Below are 15,208 nucleotides of genomic sequence, written 5' to 3'. Positions count from 1 at the left end.
TTAATGCAGCGTGTGAATGCATCAGGCGATATTAGAAGTAATATTCATGCCGGTGGAAAACCTGAAAAAGTCAAAATGACCGATCAGATTATGGAACTCGCTGATATTGTTCGACCAAAACTTGTTCAGGACGGTATGTTTTTGGTTGGAATTGATATTGTAGGCTCTAAGTTGATGGAAATTAACGTCTTTAGCCCAGGAGGTTTGAATGTAATGGGCCAAATGTACGATGCCGACTTTGCAACACCTGTTATTGAATCCATAGAACGAAAAGTTTATTATAAGAGCATGTACGGAGATTATCTGTACAACAGCAGATTGGCAACTTTATAAATTAAAGATGTATCTGGACTTCCTTAAATTCAACTGTTACCTAAAGGATTGGATATTAAGGCCAACCATTTTTAACGAAGTGGGATCCGGTTTTTAGTGTGAGGCACTATTTTTAAACGTTTAAAAATCTAATTGGTAGATGATTTTGACAAAATTGACTATTTAATCAAATAATTTGAGCTTATATCGATTATTTTATGAGATCAAAAGCTCATTATATAAATTTACGATATCAAAATAATGTGCTATTGATCAATTATTATTCCCTCAATAATATTTAAAATTTAGGTTTAGATTATTTACGATTAGATTTAAAAGTTGTTAATTTAAAAAGCCCTTTTGCAAAGGGCTTTTTTTTGTTATAAAAATTTAGATTTCAGCTCTTTGGTCGGAATCATACATTCTTCTTTTTTACCATACCATTTATATCGGTTTCTTGCAATATAGTCATACACCCAGTTTCTTATAAAGGCTGGAACAATCAAGAAAACGCCCATGAGATTCCGTGGAAATCCAAGTTGTGAAGCAATTTTTAAGGCTGCTGTCGATTTATAGGCAATTCCTTTTTCAGGAGAATAGAGTAGGATGGAGTCCGTTTTAGCGGTGTCAATTTTGAACTTTTTAATAAGGGTTTGGCCAACGTCACTTTGCAGGGCTGCATACCGAAACACGTCCTTCTTGTCATTTTTGATGACATATTGCACCGAAGCATTGCAAAGGTTACATACCCCGTCAAAAAGAATTAATTTTTTATTTTCTTCCAAATCTATGGACATGATATTTTCGTTTTTAACTACATTTTGCCCAACTGCCAACTGCCTATTGAACACTGCTAACTTATTTCTTAACTGATTCCACCAATTCCAATTGTTCGACACTCACGTTAGTCGTAAACATGCCGTAATTGATTACCGCCTTATTTTTTTCAAGTTTATCAATGCTCCCGACGGCTCTTCCGTCTTGTAGCCTGACTCGATCGCCAATTTTAAAAATGGGTGTCGCTTTAGGGGCAACGTCCACTTTTTTCTTGGCGGCTTTCTTTTTCTGGCGAATGACTTCCACTGTTTTTTCAGCTTCCTTGAAGACTTTTTGTTCTTTGGCTTTTTGGACCTTTTTATCTTTAGCTGAAACTTTCTGGCGTTTGGAATTCTCAATTTGCACCACTTTGAACAATTCCGACATCAGTTCACGCTTTTGGTTGTTGTCAAAATAACGTTCGGCGAGTTCATTCATTTTTTGCCCCAAATAAATCAACCGTTGATTGCTATCATATAACTCCTGATAACTTTCCAATTTCTTTTGTATTTTCTGATTGATTTCTTCCAGTTTCTCGGCTTCGCTCAATTTTTTCTGTTCATTAACTTTAAGAGAGCGTTCTGTTTTTTCTAATTTTGAACGTTCTTTTTGAAGTTTAGCAATTGTGGCATCAAATCTTACTTTTCCGCGCTCTATTTTCTTTTTTGCGCGATTGATCAAACTATAGGGAATCCCATTTTTTTGAGCCACTTCAAAGGTAAAGGAACTTCCCGCTTGGCCCAATGCAAGCTTAAACATCGGTTCCAGGCTTTTCTCATCAAACATCATATTGGCATTTTGCATAAAAGGCAACTCGTTGGCCAAAACTTTGAGGTTGGAGTAGTGGGTAGTGATAATTCCGTAAGCTTCTCTATGATAAAATTCTTCCAGAAAGGTTTCGGCCAAGGCACCTCCCAATTCCGGATCACTTCCTGTTCCAAATTCGTCAATTAGGAAAAGTGTATTTGCATTACACTTCTTTAAGAAATAATTCATCTGCTTCAATCGGTAACTATATGTGCTTAAATGGTTTTCTATCGATTGATTATCACCGATATCGGTTAATATTCGATCGAATAAACAGATTTTACTCCGTTCATGAACAGGAATCAAAAGTCCGCTTTGCAGCATCACTTGTAATAGTCCCACTGTTTTTAAAGTGATACTTTTTCCACCAGCATTAGGTCCCGAAATTACAATGATCCTGTTTTCAGGATGCAATTCAATCGACTGCGGAAAGGTTTTTATGTTTTTCTTTTGATTGGAAATATATAGTAACGGATGGATGGCATCTCTCAAAACATAGTCTTTGTTTTCAGTAATTTCCGGTAAAATAGCATTGATGGATTGTGCATATTTGGCTTTTGCATAAATGACATCCACCTCAGTCAAGAATTGCTGATAATCTTTTAGCAATTCACGAAATGGTCGCGTAAAATTAGTGAGCTGTTTTAGAATCCTATTGACTTCTTCTGTTTCTTCAAATACTAAATTATTGAGTTCTCGAGTATATCTAAAGGTTGCTTCAGGTTCTATGTAAACAATGCTTCCTGTTTTACTCCCTCCCAAAATGGCGCCTTTTACTTTGCGTCGATACATGGCTTTGACTGCCAGAACACGTTTGTTTTCAACCACAGATTCCCTAATATCATCCAAATAATCCAGGGCACTGTATGAATTCAACGCCGACATAAAACTCTGGTTGATCTTGCCCCTGATGTTATTGATGTCTTGCCTGAGATTAAAAAGTTCTTCTGACGCGTTATCCTTAACATCACCAAACCGATCGATGATTGCATCTATTTCATGAATCAATTCATTTGTAATCGGGATTGCTGAAGCGAACTCATAAAGATTAGGATAGTATTCCTTAAATTTTTTCAGAAAACTGATAATTTCATTGCACGAAATGGAAATGGCTTTAATTTTTTTAAAACTGCTCGTTTCCAAAAATGAATTTTCGATTTTCAGGAATTGAATTTCTTTAGTAATGGGCTCGAATCCGTGATTTGGGATGCGATTGTCGTTTTCAAAAGATGCCAAATAATCGTTGGTCAGCAGTAAAGCGTCCACTACTTCTTCCTTTTTGCTGAATGGAATAATCTTTAAGGCCCTTTCAGTCCCCAAATGTGTCAAACAGTGTTCAGCCATCTGGTTTAGGACGGTATAAAATTCAATATCTTTTAAGGTTTTATCTTGAATATGCATTCTTTGTAAGGCATCTTTAATTGAGTTCAAATTTAAGGAAATTTAAAGTTTTGGGAGACTAAATTTATCACATCCCGAAAATCGTCTTATTTTTATCGGAAACAGAATAATAATCATGGACATCCATATTCATTCCAGTTGGGAAAAGCAATTGCAATCAGAGTTTCAGAAACCTTACTTCAAAGATTTAATGACATTTGTCCGCCAAGAGTACGCAACCCAAATCTGTTACCCCAAAACAGAAAACATATACAGTGCTTTTAATTGGTGTACATATGATGACGTTAAGATTGTTATTATTGGTCAGGATCCCTATCATGGTGTCGGGCAGGCCAACGGTTTGTGCTTTTCAGTAAACGATGGAATTGCGCATCCACCTTCATTAAGAAATATTTTTAAAGAATTAGAAAATGATTTAGGTAAACCGTATCCTAGCTCAGGAAATTTAGAACCCTGGGCAAAACAAGGTGTTCTGTTGCTTAATGCGACCTTAACCGTAAGGGCAGGAGCAGCAGGCAGTCACCAAAAACAAGGTTGGGAAATTTTTACAGATCAGGTTATTAGAACAATAAGCGAACAAAAAAGAAACGTGATTTTTTTACTTTGGGGAGGTTTCGCCAAGAAAAAAGCTAAATTGATAGATACTTCCAAACATACCATTATCACCTCAGGACATCCATCGCCATTAAGCGCAAATAGAGGTTATTGGTTTGGAAATAAATGCTTTAGTCAAGTTAACTCCCAGTTGGAGCAAATTGGTGCGTCTCCAATTGACTGGTAACAACCGTCGAATCCTTAATAGATTTCACTTCGATAACTTCCTTTTTGCTAGTTTTATTACAACTGAATTTAAGCAGAATAAAATTTAAAACTACTAAAGCGGCAAGGATGAGAATAATGATCATAATCGTTATTGCTAAATTATGTCATGAAATAATGACGATTTGGACTACAAATGTAACTAATTTCAGAATAAAATCCTCGCTAATCCTCAAAAACTTAAAACAATGTTAAAATAGCTGAATCGAATATCATATGTTTTTTACAATATCTCGGTAAGGTTTTGGTTTCTTAAGAATATCAAGCTTTATGAGTTTTTCTTGCACTTTTTTTACTGTAGTTTCATCCAAATTACTTTGCGACCATTCTGTTAGCGTAAGCCATTCCTGAACGTCTTCCAACTGCAATTCATAGCGATTGGCAATCATTCTGTCAATACTTGGAATGTCCTTAAAATCGACGGTCGTGTTATTGATAATTTCCAAAATGATCTTAACGTTATTTTCATTGGCTTCTAAAAACTCATTTCTTACTGCAATAACAAAACACGGCCATGGTGTTGGACAATTGCCAATACGTCTAAAAACACCTGAATCTACAATGGGTTTGGTCATAAATTTTTCCCACATAAAATAATCAGCATCCCCATTACTCAAAGCTTTAACGGCACCATCTAAATCTTGTATGACCTCAAATTTAAGATCCGTATCTAAATCCCACCCATGGTTTTCAGCATTGATATACGCCATGAGGTGTGACCCCGAACCGTATCGACTTATCGCACAACGCTTTCCTTTTAAGTCGTCAATAGATTTAAAGTCCGATCCTTCTGCAACATGAATTCCCCAAATAAGTGGCGTTTCTACAAAGACCTGGACTATTTTGCTTGGGTTTCCTTCGGCGATATCCTTAACAATTCCCTCAGTCAAAATTACGGCCATATCAATAGCTCCAGTCCTAAGCGCTTCGCTCATGGCGCCGGTGCCTCCAGGGTAATCTTCCCAACGCAGATTAATATTCTCCTCCTTATATTCGCCATTTTTTAAGGTTAAATACCAAGCAAGGTTAAAATGTTCAGGTACACCACCAATTTTTACTGTCGTCATTGAATCTCTTATTTATTTAGCCCACAATACCAAAAGTATTGGGGTGGAAGTTGTTTGTTTAAATTATTATTGATTCTTTGGATTATATTAAAACTATTCTACAAGTTTTCCTAAGGTATATTCTATTAAATTATTAACTAAGGCTGCTGGATCCTTGCTAAATTCGCCAGTTGCCCTATTGGCAATAATGGCATTGATGGATAAGGCTTTGTGCCCCAAAAGGGCTGATATGCCGTAAATTCCTGCAGTTTCCATTTCTAAATTGGTAATAGGCATGTCATTATAATCAAAACTAGCCAATTTATCATTAAGGTCATCATCCTGTAAAGGAAGCCTTAAAACACGACCTTGAGGCCCATAAAAACCGACATTGGTGGCAGTAAAACCTCGTACAGTATTGTCGGAGCTAAATTTATTGAACAATGTCTCATTACATCTTACAATATAGGGTCTTGATTTTAACGGACTCCAATTGGTATGTTTTACTAAGGCTTCAGAAATCTTGTGATATTGGATGTGTTCACTTTTATAAAAATGCAACAAACTATCAAACCCTGCGGCGTAATCACTTATCAGAAAAGAATCTAATGGAATTTCCTTTTGAATGGAGCCTGAAGTTCCTATCCTGATGATCTCCAAAGAGGTAAGTTGGTCTTTGATTTCTCGTTTTTCTAAATCGATATTGACCAGAGCATCCAATTCATTGAATACAATATCAATATTGTCGGTGCCTATCCCTGTCGATATAACTGTGATCCGTTTACCTTTATAAGTCCCAGTTTGTGTGTGAAATTCTCTTTTTTTTGTTTGAAACTCAATGCTGTCAAAATGTTGGGTCACACTGTCCACCCGGTCAGGATCACCAACAGTAATAATTGTTGAGGCAAGATGTTCTGGTCTTAAATTAAGATGGTAGACGCTGCCATCTGGATTGAGAATGAGTTCTGAAGCTTTTATGGACATTAGTTTGATTTTATGAGTTTATTTTCAATTTTACTGAACTGAAAATCAATTTTTTTGACGCCTCCAAAAATCATCTTGGATCCCAACTCTGATGAGAAGTTACGTTTTTGGTCTAGAGCATCATGCCCTTTTCGGTTGAGAACCATTTGGTTTTCTTCCACAGTATAGAATAATTCAAGTCGGTTAATCATTCTTTCAATCTGAAGATCTGAAAATCCATAATAGCCTTGAAAATTGAGGATGTATCCCAACAAATGTCGTTTTGATGTTATTTTTTGATCCAAAATCATGTTTAGCGTATGTGTTTCTAATGTTGAAAGCCCTGTTTTGGAATCAGGAAATCGTTCTAAATGTGCCTTAAGGCAATTGCTCAAATACGGAAAGGACGATTTCTGAACAATAAATGGTTTAAAGAGATTGTGATCCTTACCACAATAAATCCGCCATAAAGAACTCATCAATTCTACATCCTCCTCGGAAAGCTTAATTTTATTTTCATATTCGTTGCGGAGTTGGTCAGGATTTAGGTCTGCCAAAGCTTTTAGATCTTTCTCTCCTTTTACGCGGCCGCTGCAAACTAAATAGAGTGGGACTTCAATTTTCTTTTGTTTCAAAAGGTTGATAATCGCCATTAAATTGATATGGCAGAACAAATCGTATTCAAACCATAATACAATTTCTTCAAACTGATCTGTATGGTTTAAAACGTCCAATTCACTTAGAAGCTCAGCTTCTACGATTTCGATATCATAAAAATCCAATAAGAACTCCTTCCTTAGATTAAAAAACTCTTCAGTTTCAATCTCTTCTGATGTTGGACCTTCACAAAGCATTTCTTGCCAGGTCAAAAAATCGCCTTCAATCTTCAGTTCGTTTAAATAATCGGTCAGATTAATGCCGTTGGTTATGTGTAAAACTCCGAATCCCATTAGCCTCCCACACGTTTTACTGTAAATCCTTTTTCTTTTAAGATTTCCATAATTTTAACTCTATAATCACCTTGGATAATAATTTTATCGTCTTTAAAGCTCCCGCCCACACTCAATTTTGTTTTGAGTTCCTTTACCAAAATCTTAAAATCTTCGGTAGCGCCCGTATAACCTTCAATAATGGTGATAGGTTTACCTTTTCGCTTTTCGTATTTACAAATAATAGGATCCTCCTGCAACCAAATATTAGAGGATGCAACTTCTGGTGTTTCTTCTGGGGTGTGTTCTGGGAACAATTTTTTGAGCTGGTCTTGTAAATCCATTTTTTTTAGTCTTCAGTCTTCCCGTGTCCGCAAATGCTACGGACAGGCAAGCAGTATTTATAAATCAGAATTCAGTCACAGTTAGCGTAAATTCCAACTGAAACTGCCAACTGCGGATTAGTTCTTAATCAATCCTAATTCTATTAAACGCTCATGTAAAAACTCGCCAGCAGTAATATTCTCAAATTGTTTTGGATTGTCCTCATCAACACAACTTTCTAAAACGTCCAACTTCATCTCACTTATGGGATGCATAAAAAACGGAATGGAATAACGTGAGGTCCCCCATTGTTCTTTTGGTGGATTAACGACACGGTGAATTGTTGATTTTAATTTGTTATTGGTGTGTCTGGAGAGCATGTCACCAACATTGATCATCAATTCATCGGGTGCTGCAATGGCATCAAGCCATTCGCCTTTATGATTTTGGACTTGCAACCCGCGGCCTTGAGCCCCCATTAACAGAGTAATCAAATTAATGTCGCCATGGGCCGCTGCACGAACAGCCTCTTTAGGCTCTTCCTGAATTGGTGGATAATGGATAGGCCTTAAAATAGAATTACCATTATGAATGTAGTTATCAAAATAAGTTTCTTCTAAACCTAAATGAAGTGCCAAGGCCCTAAGCACATATTTTGCTGTTTTTTCAAGCATAGCGTAGGCTTCCTTTCCTACCTCGTTGAATCTTGGCAATTCTGTAACGATAACGTTTTCCGGATACTCTTTGGCTCGGACAGGATCATCTTCTACATATTGTCCAAAATGCCAAAACTCTTTCAAATCGCCTTGTTTTTGCCCTTTTGCACTTTCTTTTCCAAAAGACACATAACCACGCTGGCCCGCAATACCTGGAATTTCATATTTTCGTTTGGTTTCTAGAGGTAACGAAAAGAAATTCTTGACTTCGCCATAAAGATCATCTACTAATTTATCATCTAAGAAATGGCCTTTGAGAGCTACAAATCCAATTTCTTCATAAGCTTTGCCTATTTCATCAATGAATTTTTGCTTTCTAACAGGATCACCAGAAACAAAATCCTGAAGATTAACACTTGGTATCACATTCATAATTATATAAGTTATTAGATTTAATTGCCTTTATTACAAAAGTAACGAAAATACTGCTAAATGTAGTTGCTTTATTACGCTAAAAGATTGGGGGTTTAGAGTCAATCTCTCTATTTTTATTTACATTTGAACTTTAAAACTTGAACCTTATGTTGACATCTGCTAAGAGCCATATAAATTACGATAAGAAAAATCTTGATGATAGGATTCTTCTTCAACTCTATAAGAACATGTTGAAGCCAAGATTGATTGAAGAGAAGATGCTCATTCTCATACGTCAAGGCAAAGTTTCCAAATGGTTTTCTGGCATTGGGCAAGAAGCCATTTCTGTTGGTGTGACAATGGCGTTGCAAACCAACGAATACATCTTGCCAATGCATCGCAACTTGGGCGTTTTTACAACGCGCGATATTCCATTGCACCGATTATTTAGTCAATGGCAAGGAAAAGCCAATGGGTTTACAAAAGGGCGAGATCGCTCCTTCCACTTTGGAACCCAAGATTATCATATTGTTGGGATGATTTCCCATTTAGGTCCGCAATTGGGCGTGGCTGATGGGATCGCATTAGCTAGTAAGCTGAAAAATAAAGGCCAGGTTACGGCCGTTTTTACAGGAGAAGGTGGGACAAGCGAAGGCGATTTCCACGAAGCTTTAAACGTGGCTGCTGTTTGGCAATTACCGGTCATTTTTTGCATCGAAAATAATGGCTATGGCTTATCAACACCAACTTCAGAGCAATATTACTGCAAGGATTTAGCCGATAGAGGTAAGGGCTACGGCATTGATTCTTTTATTTTTGATGGCAACAATATTCTTGAGGTCTATGGGAAAGTGTTGAAACTTGCCGAAAGCATACGCAAACGGCCACGTCCTATTTTAATTGAATTTAAGACCTTTAGAATGCGTGGCCACGAGGAAGCAAGTGGTACTAAATATGTGCCTAATGAATTAATGGAAGAATGGGAAATTAAAGATCCAATTACAAATTATAGAAACTACCTTCTTAACTTAGGGGTACTTACTGCCGCTAAAGACGAAGAGTTACGTCAAGCTTTCAAAGCCGAAATTGACGAGGCCTTACAAGTTGCCGGCGCAGAAGAAGCGATAGTTCCAGATAAAAGTGTCGAATTAGGTGATGTCTATAAACCTTTTGAATATCAACACATTGTGCCGAAATCAGAACCAGAAAACATTCGATTTATTGATGCCATCTCCCAAGGATTAAGACAGAGTATGCAGCGGCATAGAGACCTCGTTATCATGGGGCAGGATATTGCCGAATATGGTGGCGTCTTCAAAATAACAGAAGGCTTTGTGGAAGAGTTTGGAAATGAACGTGTGCGAAATACACCAATTTGTGAATCGGCCATTGTGGAAACCGCAATGGGGCTTTCCATTGCAGGTATGAAAGCTGTAGTGGAAATGCAATTTGCCGATTTTGTGAGTTCAGGGTTTAATCCGATTGTCAACTATTTGGCGAAATCACATTACCGTTGGAATGAAAAAGCCGATGTGGTGATCAGGATGCCTTGCGGTGCAGGGGTAGCGGCGGGACCTTTCCATTCGCAGACCAACGAAGCTTGGTTTACAAAAACCCCGGGATTAAAAGTAGTTTATCCGGCCTTTCCTTATGACGCCAAAGGTTTGTTGGCAACCGCGATCAATGATCCAAATCCGGTAATGTATTTTGAGCATAAAGCTCTATATAGAAGCATCAGGCAAGATGTTCCAACAGATTATTTCACTATTCCTTTTGGAAAAGCATCACTCTTAAAAGAAGGTGAGGCTATTACGATTATAACTTATGGTGCTGGGGTGCATTGGGCTTTGGACACTTTGGAAAACAACAAAGATGTTTCTGCTGATCTCATCGATTTAAGAACCTTGCAACCTTTAGATACCGAGGCCATTTACAAGTCGGTTAAGAAAACTGGACGCGCCATCATTCTTCAGGAGGATTCGTTGTTCGGTGGAATTGCCAGCGATTTGAGTGCCTTGATTATGGAAAATTGTTTTGAATATTTGGACGCACCAGTCAAAAGGGTGGCAAGTATGGAAACACCTATCCCATTTATCAACCAATTGGAAGATCAGTATTTGGCGAAAGGAAGGTTTGAATCGGCATTAAGAGCGCTTTTGGAATATTAGTTTTCCATGTTCTGATAGGCGTAGCGGTCACAAATGTACCTTGCAGATTTTATAATCGTATACATAAAGGCACTGTGGGCGTTTTACTCCATTGGTTGTTCTCTAAAATTGGTATGGATTAAAGAAACGTACGTTTGAGGTCGTTTTATCTTCTTAATATTATTTTTTTTGACTAACTTACAGAGATAACGTCAATTTTAAAAACCAATGATTATGAGCGACATCAAAATATATTCAGGCACTTCCCAAGTTAGGGCCATGGAAATTAAAAACATACTGGAAAATGAAGGTATAGAGTTTCAGGAGGTCAATAAAATGGATTCTTCTTATGCAGGAATCTTTGGAGAGATTCAAATTTTTGTTTCTGAAGCAGATTCTGAAAAATCGCTTCAACTTATAGAACGAGTAAAAGATTAAATTTTCGTTTTTTTTAGAAAGCAAAAAGTCCGCTAAATGCGGACTTTTTTAATTTTTTATTGATCAAAATTAACTCTGTAACCTTTTTGCCACAGCTTGAACATCATCCAATACTCTTAGTAAATTCCCGCTCCAAAGCAAGCCAATCTGCTCTTCAGTATAACCACGTTTTACAAGCTCTAAAGTGACGTTGAAGGTTTCTGAAGCATCATTCCAGCCTTCAATGCCTCCGCCGCCATCAAAGTCACTACTAATCCCAACATGTTCGATCCCAATTTTATTCACCATATAATCAATATGATCTACAAAATCTGAAACATTCACAGCTTCTGGAACGTTTTTCATGGTTTTCATTTTAGCTTCTACTATAGGATTCACTTTTTGTAAAACTTCAAAATAAGCCTCACGTTCATCTGCTTTCAGTTCCTTAACCGCGTCCCAGTCCAAGTAAGCAACATTCATGGAATCCATGACGGTCAAAGCAACTTCTTTTTTGAAAGCAGCGCGTTTCTCAGATTTTTCAGTATTTAGGTACGCTGGAAATGCAACCGCTTGTGCTACGCCATTATTCTTTTTTAACCATTCCAATTGTTCATCATCTAAATTCCGACTATGGTCGCACAACGCTCTGGCTGAAGAGTGAGAGGCGATGATTGGTGCTTCAGTCAGTTCAATCATATCTCTCATGGCTTCCTTACTTGGATGTGACACATCGACCATCATCCCTAATCGATTCATTTCTTTGATCACCTTTTTACCTAAATCACTCAATCCATTATGCAACCAAATGGAATCCGCTTCGCCAGTATTACTATCACTCAATTGGCTATGACCATTATGGGCCAAAGACATATAGCGGCCGCCTAAATCATAGAATTTCTGAACGTTAGAGATGTCTTTTCCAATTGGGTAGCCATTTTCAATACCGATCATGGCTACTTTTTTACCCGATTTTACAATGCGTCGCACATCGTCTGAAGTTAATGCCAACTCAATTTGATTGGGCGCAATGTCATCTACCAATTTATGGATGGCATTATATTTATCCATTGCATTATTATAAGCTTTCTTAAAACCTTTATCTGTAAGTTCATCTTGGCCGGTATAAACAATAAACCAAGCCACGTCCAATCCGCCTTCATTCATTTTTGGCAAAGTGACCTGAGAATTAAGGTCTTGGGTGTAGTTGACCTCATCGGTGAAGTTTTTGACGTCGATGTCACAATGCGTGTCAAGTGTTATGACACGTTCATGTATGGCTTTTGCGCGTTCTATAAGCGCAATGGAGTCTTGTGCTGGATCATCAGTTACGACCATTTGTTTCTTGTCGTTTTTGCAGCTCGTTAAAAGAGCAAGGAGACTTAGGGAAAGAATTGTTTTTTTCATCGGTGGTTTTTTAAATTTTAAAAGCCCCAAGTTACAAAATTGTATTTATGTTGTATATTTATTTTATGCGAATCCCATTTCTATTTTTGATCCTCTTAGCCATGAGTTGTTCTGAAGAACAAAAGGAGGCGTCTGAATATGTTTGGGATTCTGTTGTGGTAACGGCGTCAGCTTACAATTCTACTGTTAGGCAAACAAGTGGAAACCCTAATATAACTGCATTTGGCGACACTTTAAAACCAGGCATGAAATATATTGCCGTATCTCGAGATTTGTTGCGTAAAGGTTTAAAACATAACACGCCTGTCGTTATTGAAGGTTTTGACGGTGTTTATTTGGTAAAAGATAAAATGCACCGTAAATGGCGTAACCATATTGACATTTATATGGGAGAAGATATTGAGGCGGCAAGAGCGTGGGGGAGGAGAAAGGTGTGTGTCGACTTTAGATTGCCCGTAATCCATTGACCATTTGAATTGATCTTGCCATGCGTATAGACAAGCGTGTGTTTTTTGCAATATTTCAATGAAGTTCTAATAAAAAAGTTGGCAACCAAATTTAAGTGGACATTTGGAAATTGCATATCACAGGTGGCTCACTACTAAAATCACTAATAAAAAGGTAATAGCTGTTATAGAACCTTTTACTCACTGAGGGCACACAAAAATGCTGGCGTTTGATTAAGACGCCAGCGGAATGAATGAAGATTGAGCTCTCGTCGTCTCCAAATCGTCATTTTGAGTCCAGGAAGAATCGATTATTTTGGATAAAGTTTTCATTGTACAAAGTTTAAGAGCCACTATTTAGCTGTGGAAGATTGATGAAATTGAAATGGATTTAATTTTTAAAACGGCGCTTAGTGTTCCAAGTAGACGTTTTTGAGTTCTGAAAGGTTCCTGTGGATTGATTACTGTTTAATGTTCTCATGATTTCTATATTTAATTAATGATTATACCTTAAAGACGACACAACAAATAATTTGTTACAGTACTATGCTATACAAATTAGTTGATTTCATCTTTAAACTGTCAAAATGGTAGTTTACAAGGGTTTAAAGGTGCCAAAATGTCGTTTTTTGATGTGAAATGTCAGTCAATAGTAGCATATTCGCAAGTGGTATTGATTTTGTAGTATAGCTATCAAATAAAAGTTTAACTTATAAAATTTGAATAACAATGAGTACATTAGTAACAATGCCAAGAAATGGCAACAACGTTTCTACTAGAAGAGAATCTTCTTCTTTACCAAGTTTTTCATCTTGGGTTGACAATTTGTTTGAAAGTGGAATGGGAACCGGTTTTCTTTCCAATTTTAATACGGGAATGACACTTCCGGCGGTAAATATTAAAGAGAATGCCGATGAATTCAATTTGGAAATTGCTGTTCCTGGAATGAAAAAATCAGATTTCAATATTGATGTCGATAATAAGATCCTTTCCATTTCTTCAGAAACCAAAGAAGAGAAAGAACACAAAGAGGAAAATTACACAAGACGCGAATTTGGCTATTCGTCGTTCAAAAGAACCTTTACCTTACCAGAGACTATTGAGTCTGATAAAATTAGTGCCAAGTACCAAGATGGTATTCTAACGGTACATCTACCGAAAAAAGAAGAGGCCAAAGAAAAGCCTGCTAAGCGAATTACCATTTCTTAAGAAACTAGATTCTAGGAATTTTAAAAAAGCCGTGTCAACATTAATTGAAACGGCTTTTTTATGTATTTATCTCAGACAATGGTCAGAGAATGAGTCTCAAATATCCAACTCTCTGATTGGTAACCTAAATATTGACACACTTTCCTATTAAAATAACTCTCAAATTGAGAGGTTTTTCCCGCTGAAGAGTTCATGGCCTTATCTTGTGGGAATTTGTCACAACACCTGTGGTTATATAACTATCAGATAATCATGAATTAGAATCGCAATAATTGTTAATTCTTTTCAACAATAACCACAAATAACTCTTATAAAGCCTTAAATTTGTGAAAATTTTTTTGAACCCCAACTTTTATGTCCGAAACTTTAGAGCACCTTAACAAACCTGAAACCAAAAAAGATCTTTATGATTATCAGCTTTCTGATTTGAACAAGATTTTTGAGGTCATGGATTCTGCTCCAGATAATTTTAATTTGTTGTACCAACTGCCAACGGGAGGAGGGAAGACTGTAATTTTTTCTGAGATTGTAAGACGCTATATCAAAGACCACAATAAGAAGGTGGTCATCCTCACACATCGTATTGAGCTGTGTAAACAAACCTCTAAAATGCTGACTAATTTTGATGTCGAAAATAAAGTCATCAACAGTCATGTCAAGGAGCTTCCTGATCAGGACCAATATAAATGTTTCGTGGCCATGGTTGAGACCTTAAACAACCGTCTCAATGATAAAAAATTACGATTGGAAGATATTGGATTGGTCATTATTGATGAGGCCCATTACAATTCATTCAGAAAACTGTTTAAATTTTTTGAAAACTGTTTTATTCTTGGGGTCACCGCAACGCCGCTAAGTTCCAATATCAAATTACCAATGAAAGATAATTACCAAAAATTGATTGTTGGTGATGATATTTCAACTTTGATAAAAAACGGATTTTTGGCAAATGCCGAATTATATAACTTTGATGTGGAATTAAACACATTGAAGATAGGCATCAACGGGGATTATACAGTCAAATCTTCAGAAACGCTCTACACGAATTCCTATATGTTGAGCAAACTTATTTTTGCTTACGAAGAACTATCCAAA

At 36.9% G+C, this 15,208-nt stretch carries 14 protein-coding genes and 1 pseudogene; 7 read left to right on the top strand and 8 right to left on the bottom strand.

The genetic code is table 11. The annotated features are described in order from the left end of the window. Positions 1-333, top strand: a pseudogene (locus VLZ86_RS07645) (glutathione synthase); the annotation flags it as partial. Positions 334-692: 359 nt separating this feature from the next. On the opposite strand, the gene VLZ86_RS07640 reads toward VLZ86_RS07645, so the two are convergent. Continuing rightward, positions 693-1,109, bottom strand: coding sequence for a thiol-disulfide oxidoreductase DCC family protein (locus tag VLZ86_RS07640; protein ID WP_325450036.1), 417 nt, complete (start codon positions 1,107-1,109; stop codon positions 693-695). Between the two features lie 61 nt (positions 1,110-1,170). Continuing rightward, positions 1,171-3,336: an endonuclease MutS2 gene (locus VLZ86_RS07635; RefSeq protein ID WP_325450037.1), complete on the bottom strand. Its 2,166-nt coding sequence runs from the start codon at positions 3,334-3,336 to the stop codon at positions 1,171-1,173. Positions 3,337-3,451: 115 nt separating this feature from the next. Between VLZ86_RS07635 and VLZ86_RS07630 the strand changes: the two genes are divergently transcribed. Then, positions 3,452-4,117, top strand: coding sequence for a uracil-DNA glycosylase (locus VLZ86_RS07630; protein ID WP_325450035.1), 666 nt, complete (start codon positions 3,452-3,454; stop codon positions 4,115-4,117). Positions 4,118-4,367: 250 nt separating this feature from the next. On the opposite strand, the gene VLZ86_RS07625 is transcribed toward VLZ86_RS07630, so the two are convergent. The 5 genes from VLZ86_RS07625 to VLZ86_RS07605 form a co-directional block, all read right to left on the bottom strand. After that, entirely contained in the window at positions 4,368-5,222 is an 855-nt protein-coding gene (locus VLZ86_RS07625; protein WP_325450034.1) for a substrate-binding domain-containing protein, read from the bottom strand. Between the two features lie 93 nt (positions 5,223-5,315). Further along, complete coding sequence (locus tag VLZ86_RS07620) at positions 5,316-6,185, bottom strand: nucleoside phosphorylase (RefSeq protein ID WP_325450033.1); 870 nt, start codon at positions 6,183-6,185, stop codon at positions 5,316-5,318. After that, positions 6,185-7,114, bottom strand: coding sequence for a DUF1835 domain-containing protein (locus VLZ86_RS07615; RefSeq protein WP_325450032.1), 930 nt, complete (start codon positions 7,112-7,114; stop codon positions 6,185-6,187). The genes VLZ86_RS07620 and VLZ86_RS07615 overlap by 1 nt, the downstream gene beginning before the upstream one ends. Then, complete coding sequence (locus VLZ86_RS07610; protein ID WP_325450031.1) at positions 7,114-7,437, bottom strand: translation initiation factor; 324 nt, start codon at positions 7,435-7,437, stop codon at positions 7,114-7,116. Before VLZ86_RS07610 ends, VLZ86_RS07615 begins: the two co-directional genes overlap by 1 nt. A gap of 117 nt (positions 7,438-7,554) precedes the next feature. Continuing rightward, on the bottom strand, positions 7,555-8,505 hold the full coding sequence (locus VLZ86_RS07605) for an isopenicillin N synthase family dioxygenase (protein ID WP_325450030.1): 951 nt from the start codon (positions 8,503-8,505) through the stop codon (positions 7,555-7,557). Between the two features lie 149 nt (positions 8,506-8,654). On the opposite strand from VLZ86_RS07605, the gene VLZ86_RS07600 reads away from it, so the two are divergent. Then, entirely contained in the window at positions 8,655-10,655 is a 2,001-nt protein-coding gene (locus VLZ86_RS07600; protein WP_325450029.1) for a dehydrogenase E1 component subunit alpha/beta, read from the top strand. A 213-nt stretch (positions 10,656-10,868) separates the two neighbouring features. Further along, positions 10,869-11,072: a putative signal transducing protein gene (locus VLZ86_RS07595; protein ID WP_325450028.1), complete on the top strand. Its 204-nt coding sequence runs from the start codon at positions 10,869-10,871 to the stop codon at positions 11,070-11,072. A gap of 69 nt (positions 11,073-11,141) precedes the next feature. Here VLZ86_RS07595 and VLZ86_RS07590 read toward each other — a convergent pair whose 3' ends face one another. Next, complete coding sequence (locus tag VLZ86_RS07590; protein ID WP_325450027.1) at positions 11,142-12,458, bottom strand: dipeptidase; 1,317 nt, start codon at positions 12,456-12,458, stop codon at positions 11,142-11,144. A gap of 47 nt (positions 12,459-12,505) precedes the next feature. Between VLZ86_RS07590 and VLZ86_RS07585 the strand changes: the two genes are divergently transcribed. From VLZ86_RS07585 to VLZ86_RS07575, 3 genes are all read left to right on the top strand, one after another. Further along, positions 12,506-12,925 (top strand): hypothetical protein, encoded by a 420-nt coding sequence (locus tag VLZ86_RS07585; RefSeq protein WP_325450026.1) that lies wholly within the window; start codon positions 12,506-12,508, stop codon positions 12,923-12,925. 708 nt (positions 12,926-13,633) lie between these two features. After that, complete coding sequence (locus VLZ86_RS07580; protein WP_325450025.1) at positions 13,634-14,113, top strand: Hsp20/alpha crystallin family protein; 480 nt, start codon at positions 13,634-13,636, stop codon at positions 14,111-14,113. Positions 14,114-14,467: 354 nt separating this feature from the next. Further along, a partial coding sequence (locus VLZ86_RS07575; protein WP_325450024.1) for a DEAD/DEAH box helicase occupies positions 14,468-15,208 on the top strand: 741 nt, incomplete at its 3' end.

This window comes from Gelidibacter sp. (assembly GCF_035515035.1).
In the GTDB taxonomy this organism is placed as follows: domain Bacteria; phylum Bacteroidota; class Bacteroidia; order Flavobacteriales; family Flavobacteriaceae; genus Gelidibacter.
This window is presented reverse-complemented; position numbering and strand designations above follow the sequence as displayed.

What these genes read in the sequence shown, in the direction of transcription:
- VLZ86_RS07640 (WP_325450036.1), bottom strand. Translation starts at nt 1,109, where the DNA reads ATGTCCATAGATTTGGAAGAAAATAAAAAATTAATTCTTTTTGACGGG.
- VLZ86_RS07635 (WP_325450037.1), bottom strand. Translation starts at nt 3,336, where the DNA reads ATGCATATTCAAGATAAAACCTTAAAAGATATTGAATTTTATACCGTC.
- VLZ86_RS07630 (WP_325450035.1), top strand. Translation starts at nt 3,452, where the DNA reads ATGGACATCCATATTCATTCCAGTTGGGAAAAGCAATTGCAATCAGAG.
- VLZ86_RS07625 (WP_325450034.1), bottom strand. Translation starts at nt 5,222, where the DNA reads ATGACGACAGTAAAAATTGGTGGTGTACCTGAACATTTTAACCTTGCT.
- VLZ86_RS07620 (WP_325450033.1), bottom strand. Translation starts at nt 6,185, where the DNA reads ATGTCCATAAAAGCTTCAGAACTCATTCTCAATCCAGATGGCAGCGTC.
- VLZ86_RS07615 (WP_325450032.1), bottom strand. Translation starts at nt 7,114, where the DNA reads ATGGGATTCGGAGTTTTACACATAACCAACGGCATTAATCTGACCGAT.
- VLZ86_RS07610 (WP_325450031.1), bottom strand. Translation starts at nt 7,437, where the DNA reads ATGGATTTACAAGACCAGCTCAAAAAATTGTTCCCAGAACACACCCCA.
- VLZ86_RS07605 (WP_325450030.1), bottom strand. Translation starts at nt 8,505, where the DNA reads ATGAATGTGATACCAAGTGTTAATCTTCAGGATTTTGTTTCTGGTGAT.
- VLZ86_RS07600 (WP_325450029.1), top strand. Translation starts at nt 8,655, where the DNA reads ATGTTGACATCTGCTAAGAGCCATATAAATTACGATAAGAAAAATCTT.
- VLZ86_RS07595 (WP_325450028.1), top strand. Translation starts at nt 10,869, where the DNA reads ATGAGCGACATCAAAATATATTCAGGCACTTCCCAAGTTAGGGCCATG.
- VLZ86_RS07590 (WP_325450027.1), bottom strand. Translation starts at nt 12,458, where the DNA reads ATGAAAAAAACAATTCTTTCCCTAAGTCTCCTTGCTCTTTTAACGAGC.
- VLZ86_RS07585 (WP_325450026.1), top strand. Translation starts at nt 12,506, where the DNA reads ATGTTGTATATTTATTTTATGCGAATCCCATTTCTATTTTTGATCCTC.
- VLZ86_RS07580 (WP_325450025.1), top strand. Translation starts at nt 13,634, where the DNA reads ATGAGTACATTAGTAACAATGCCAAGAAATGGCAACAACGTTTCTACT.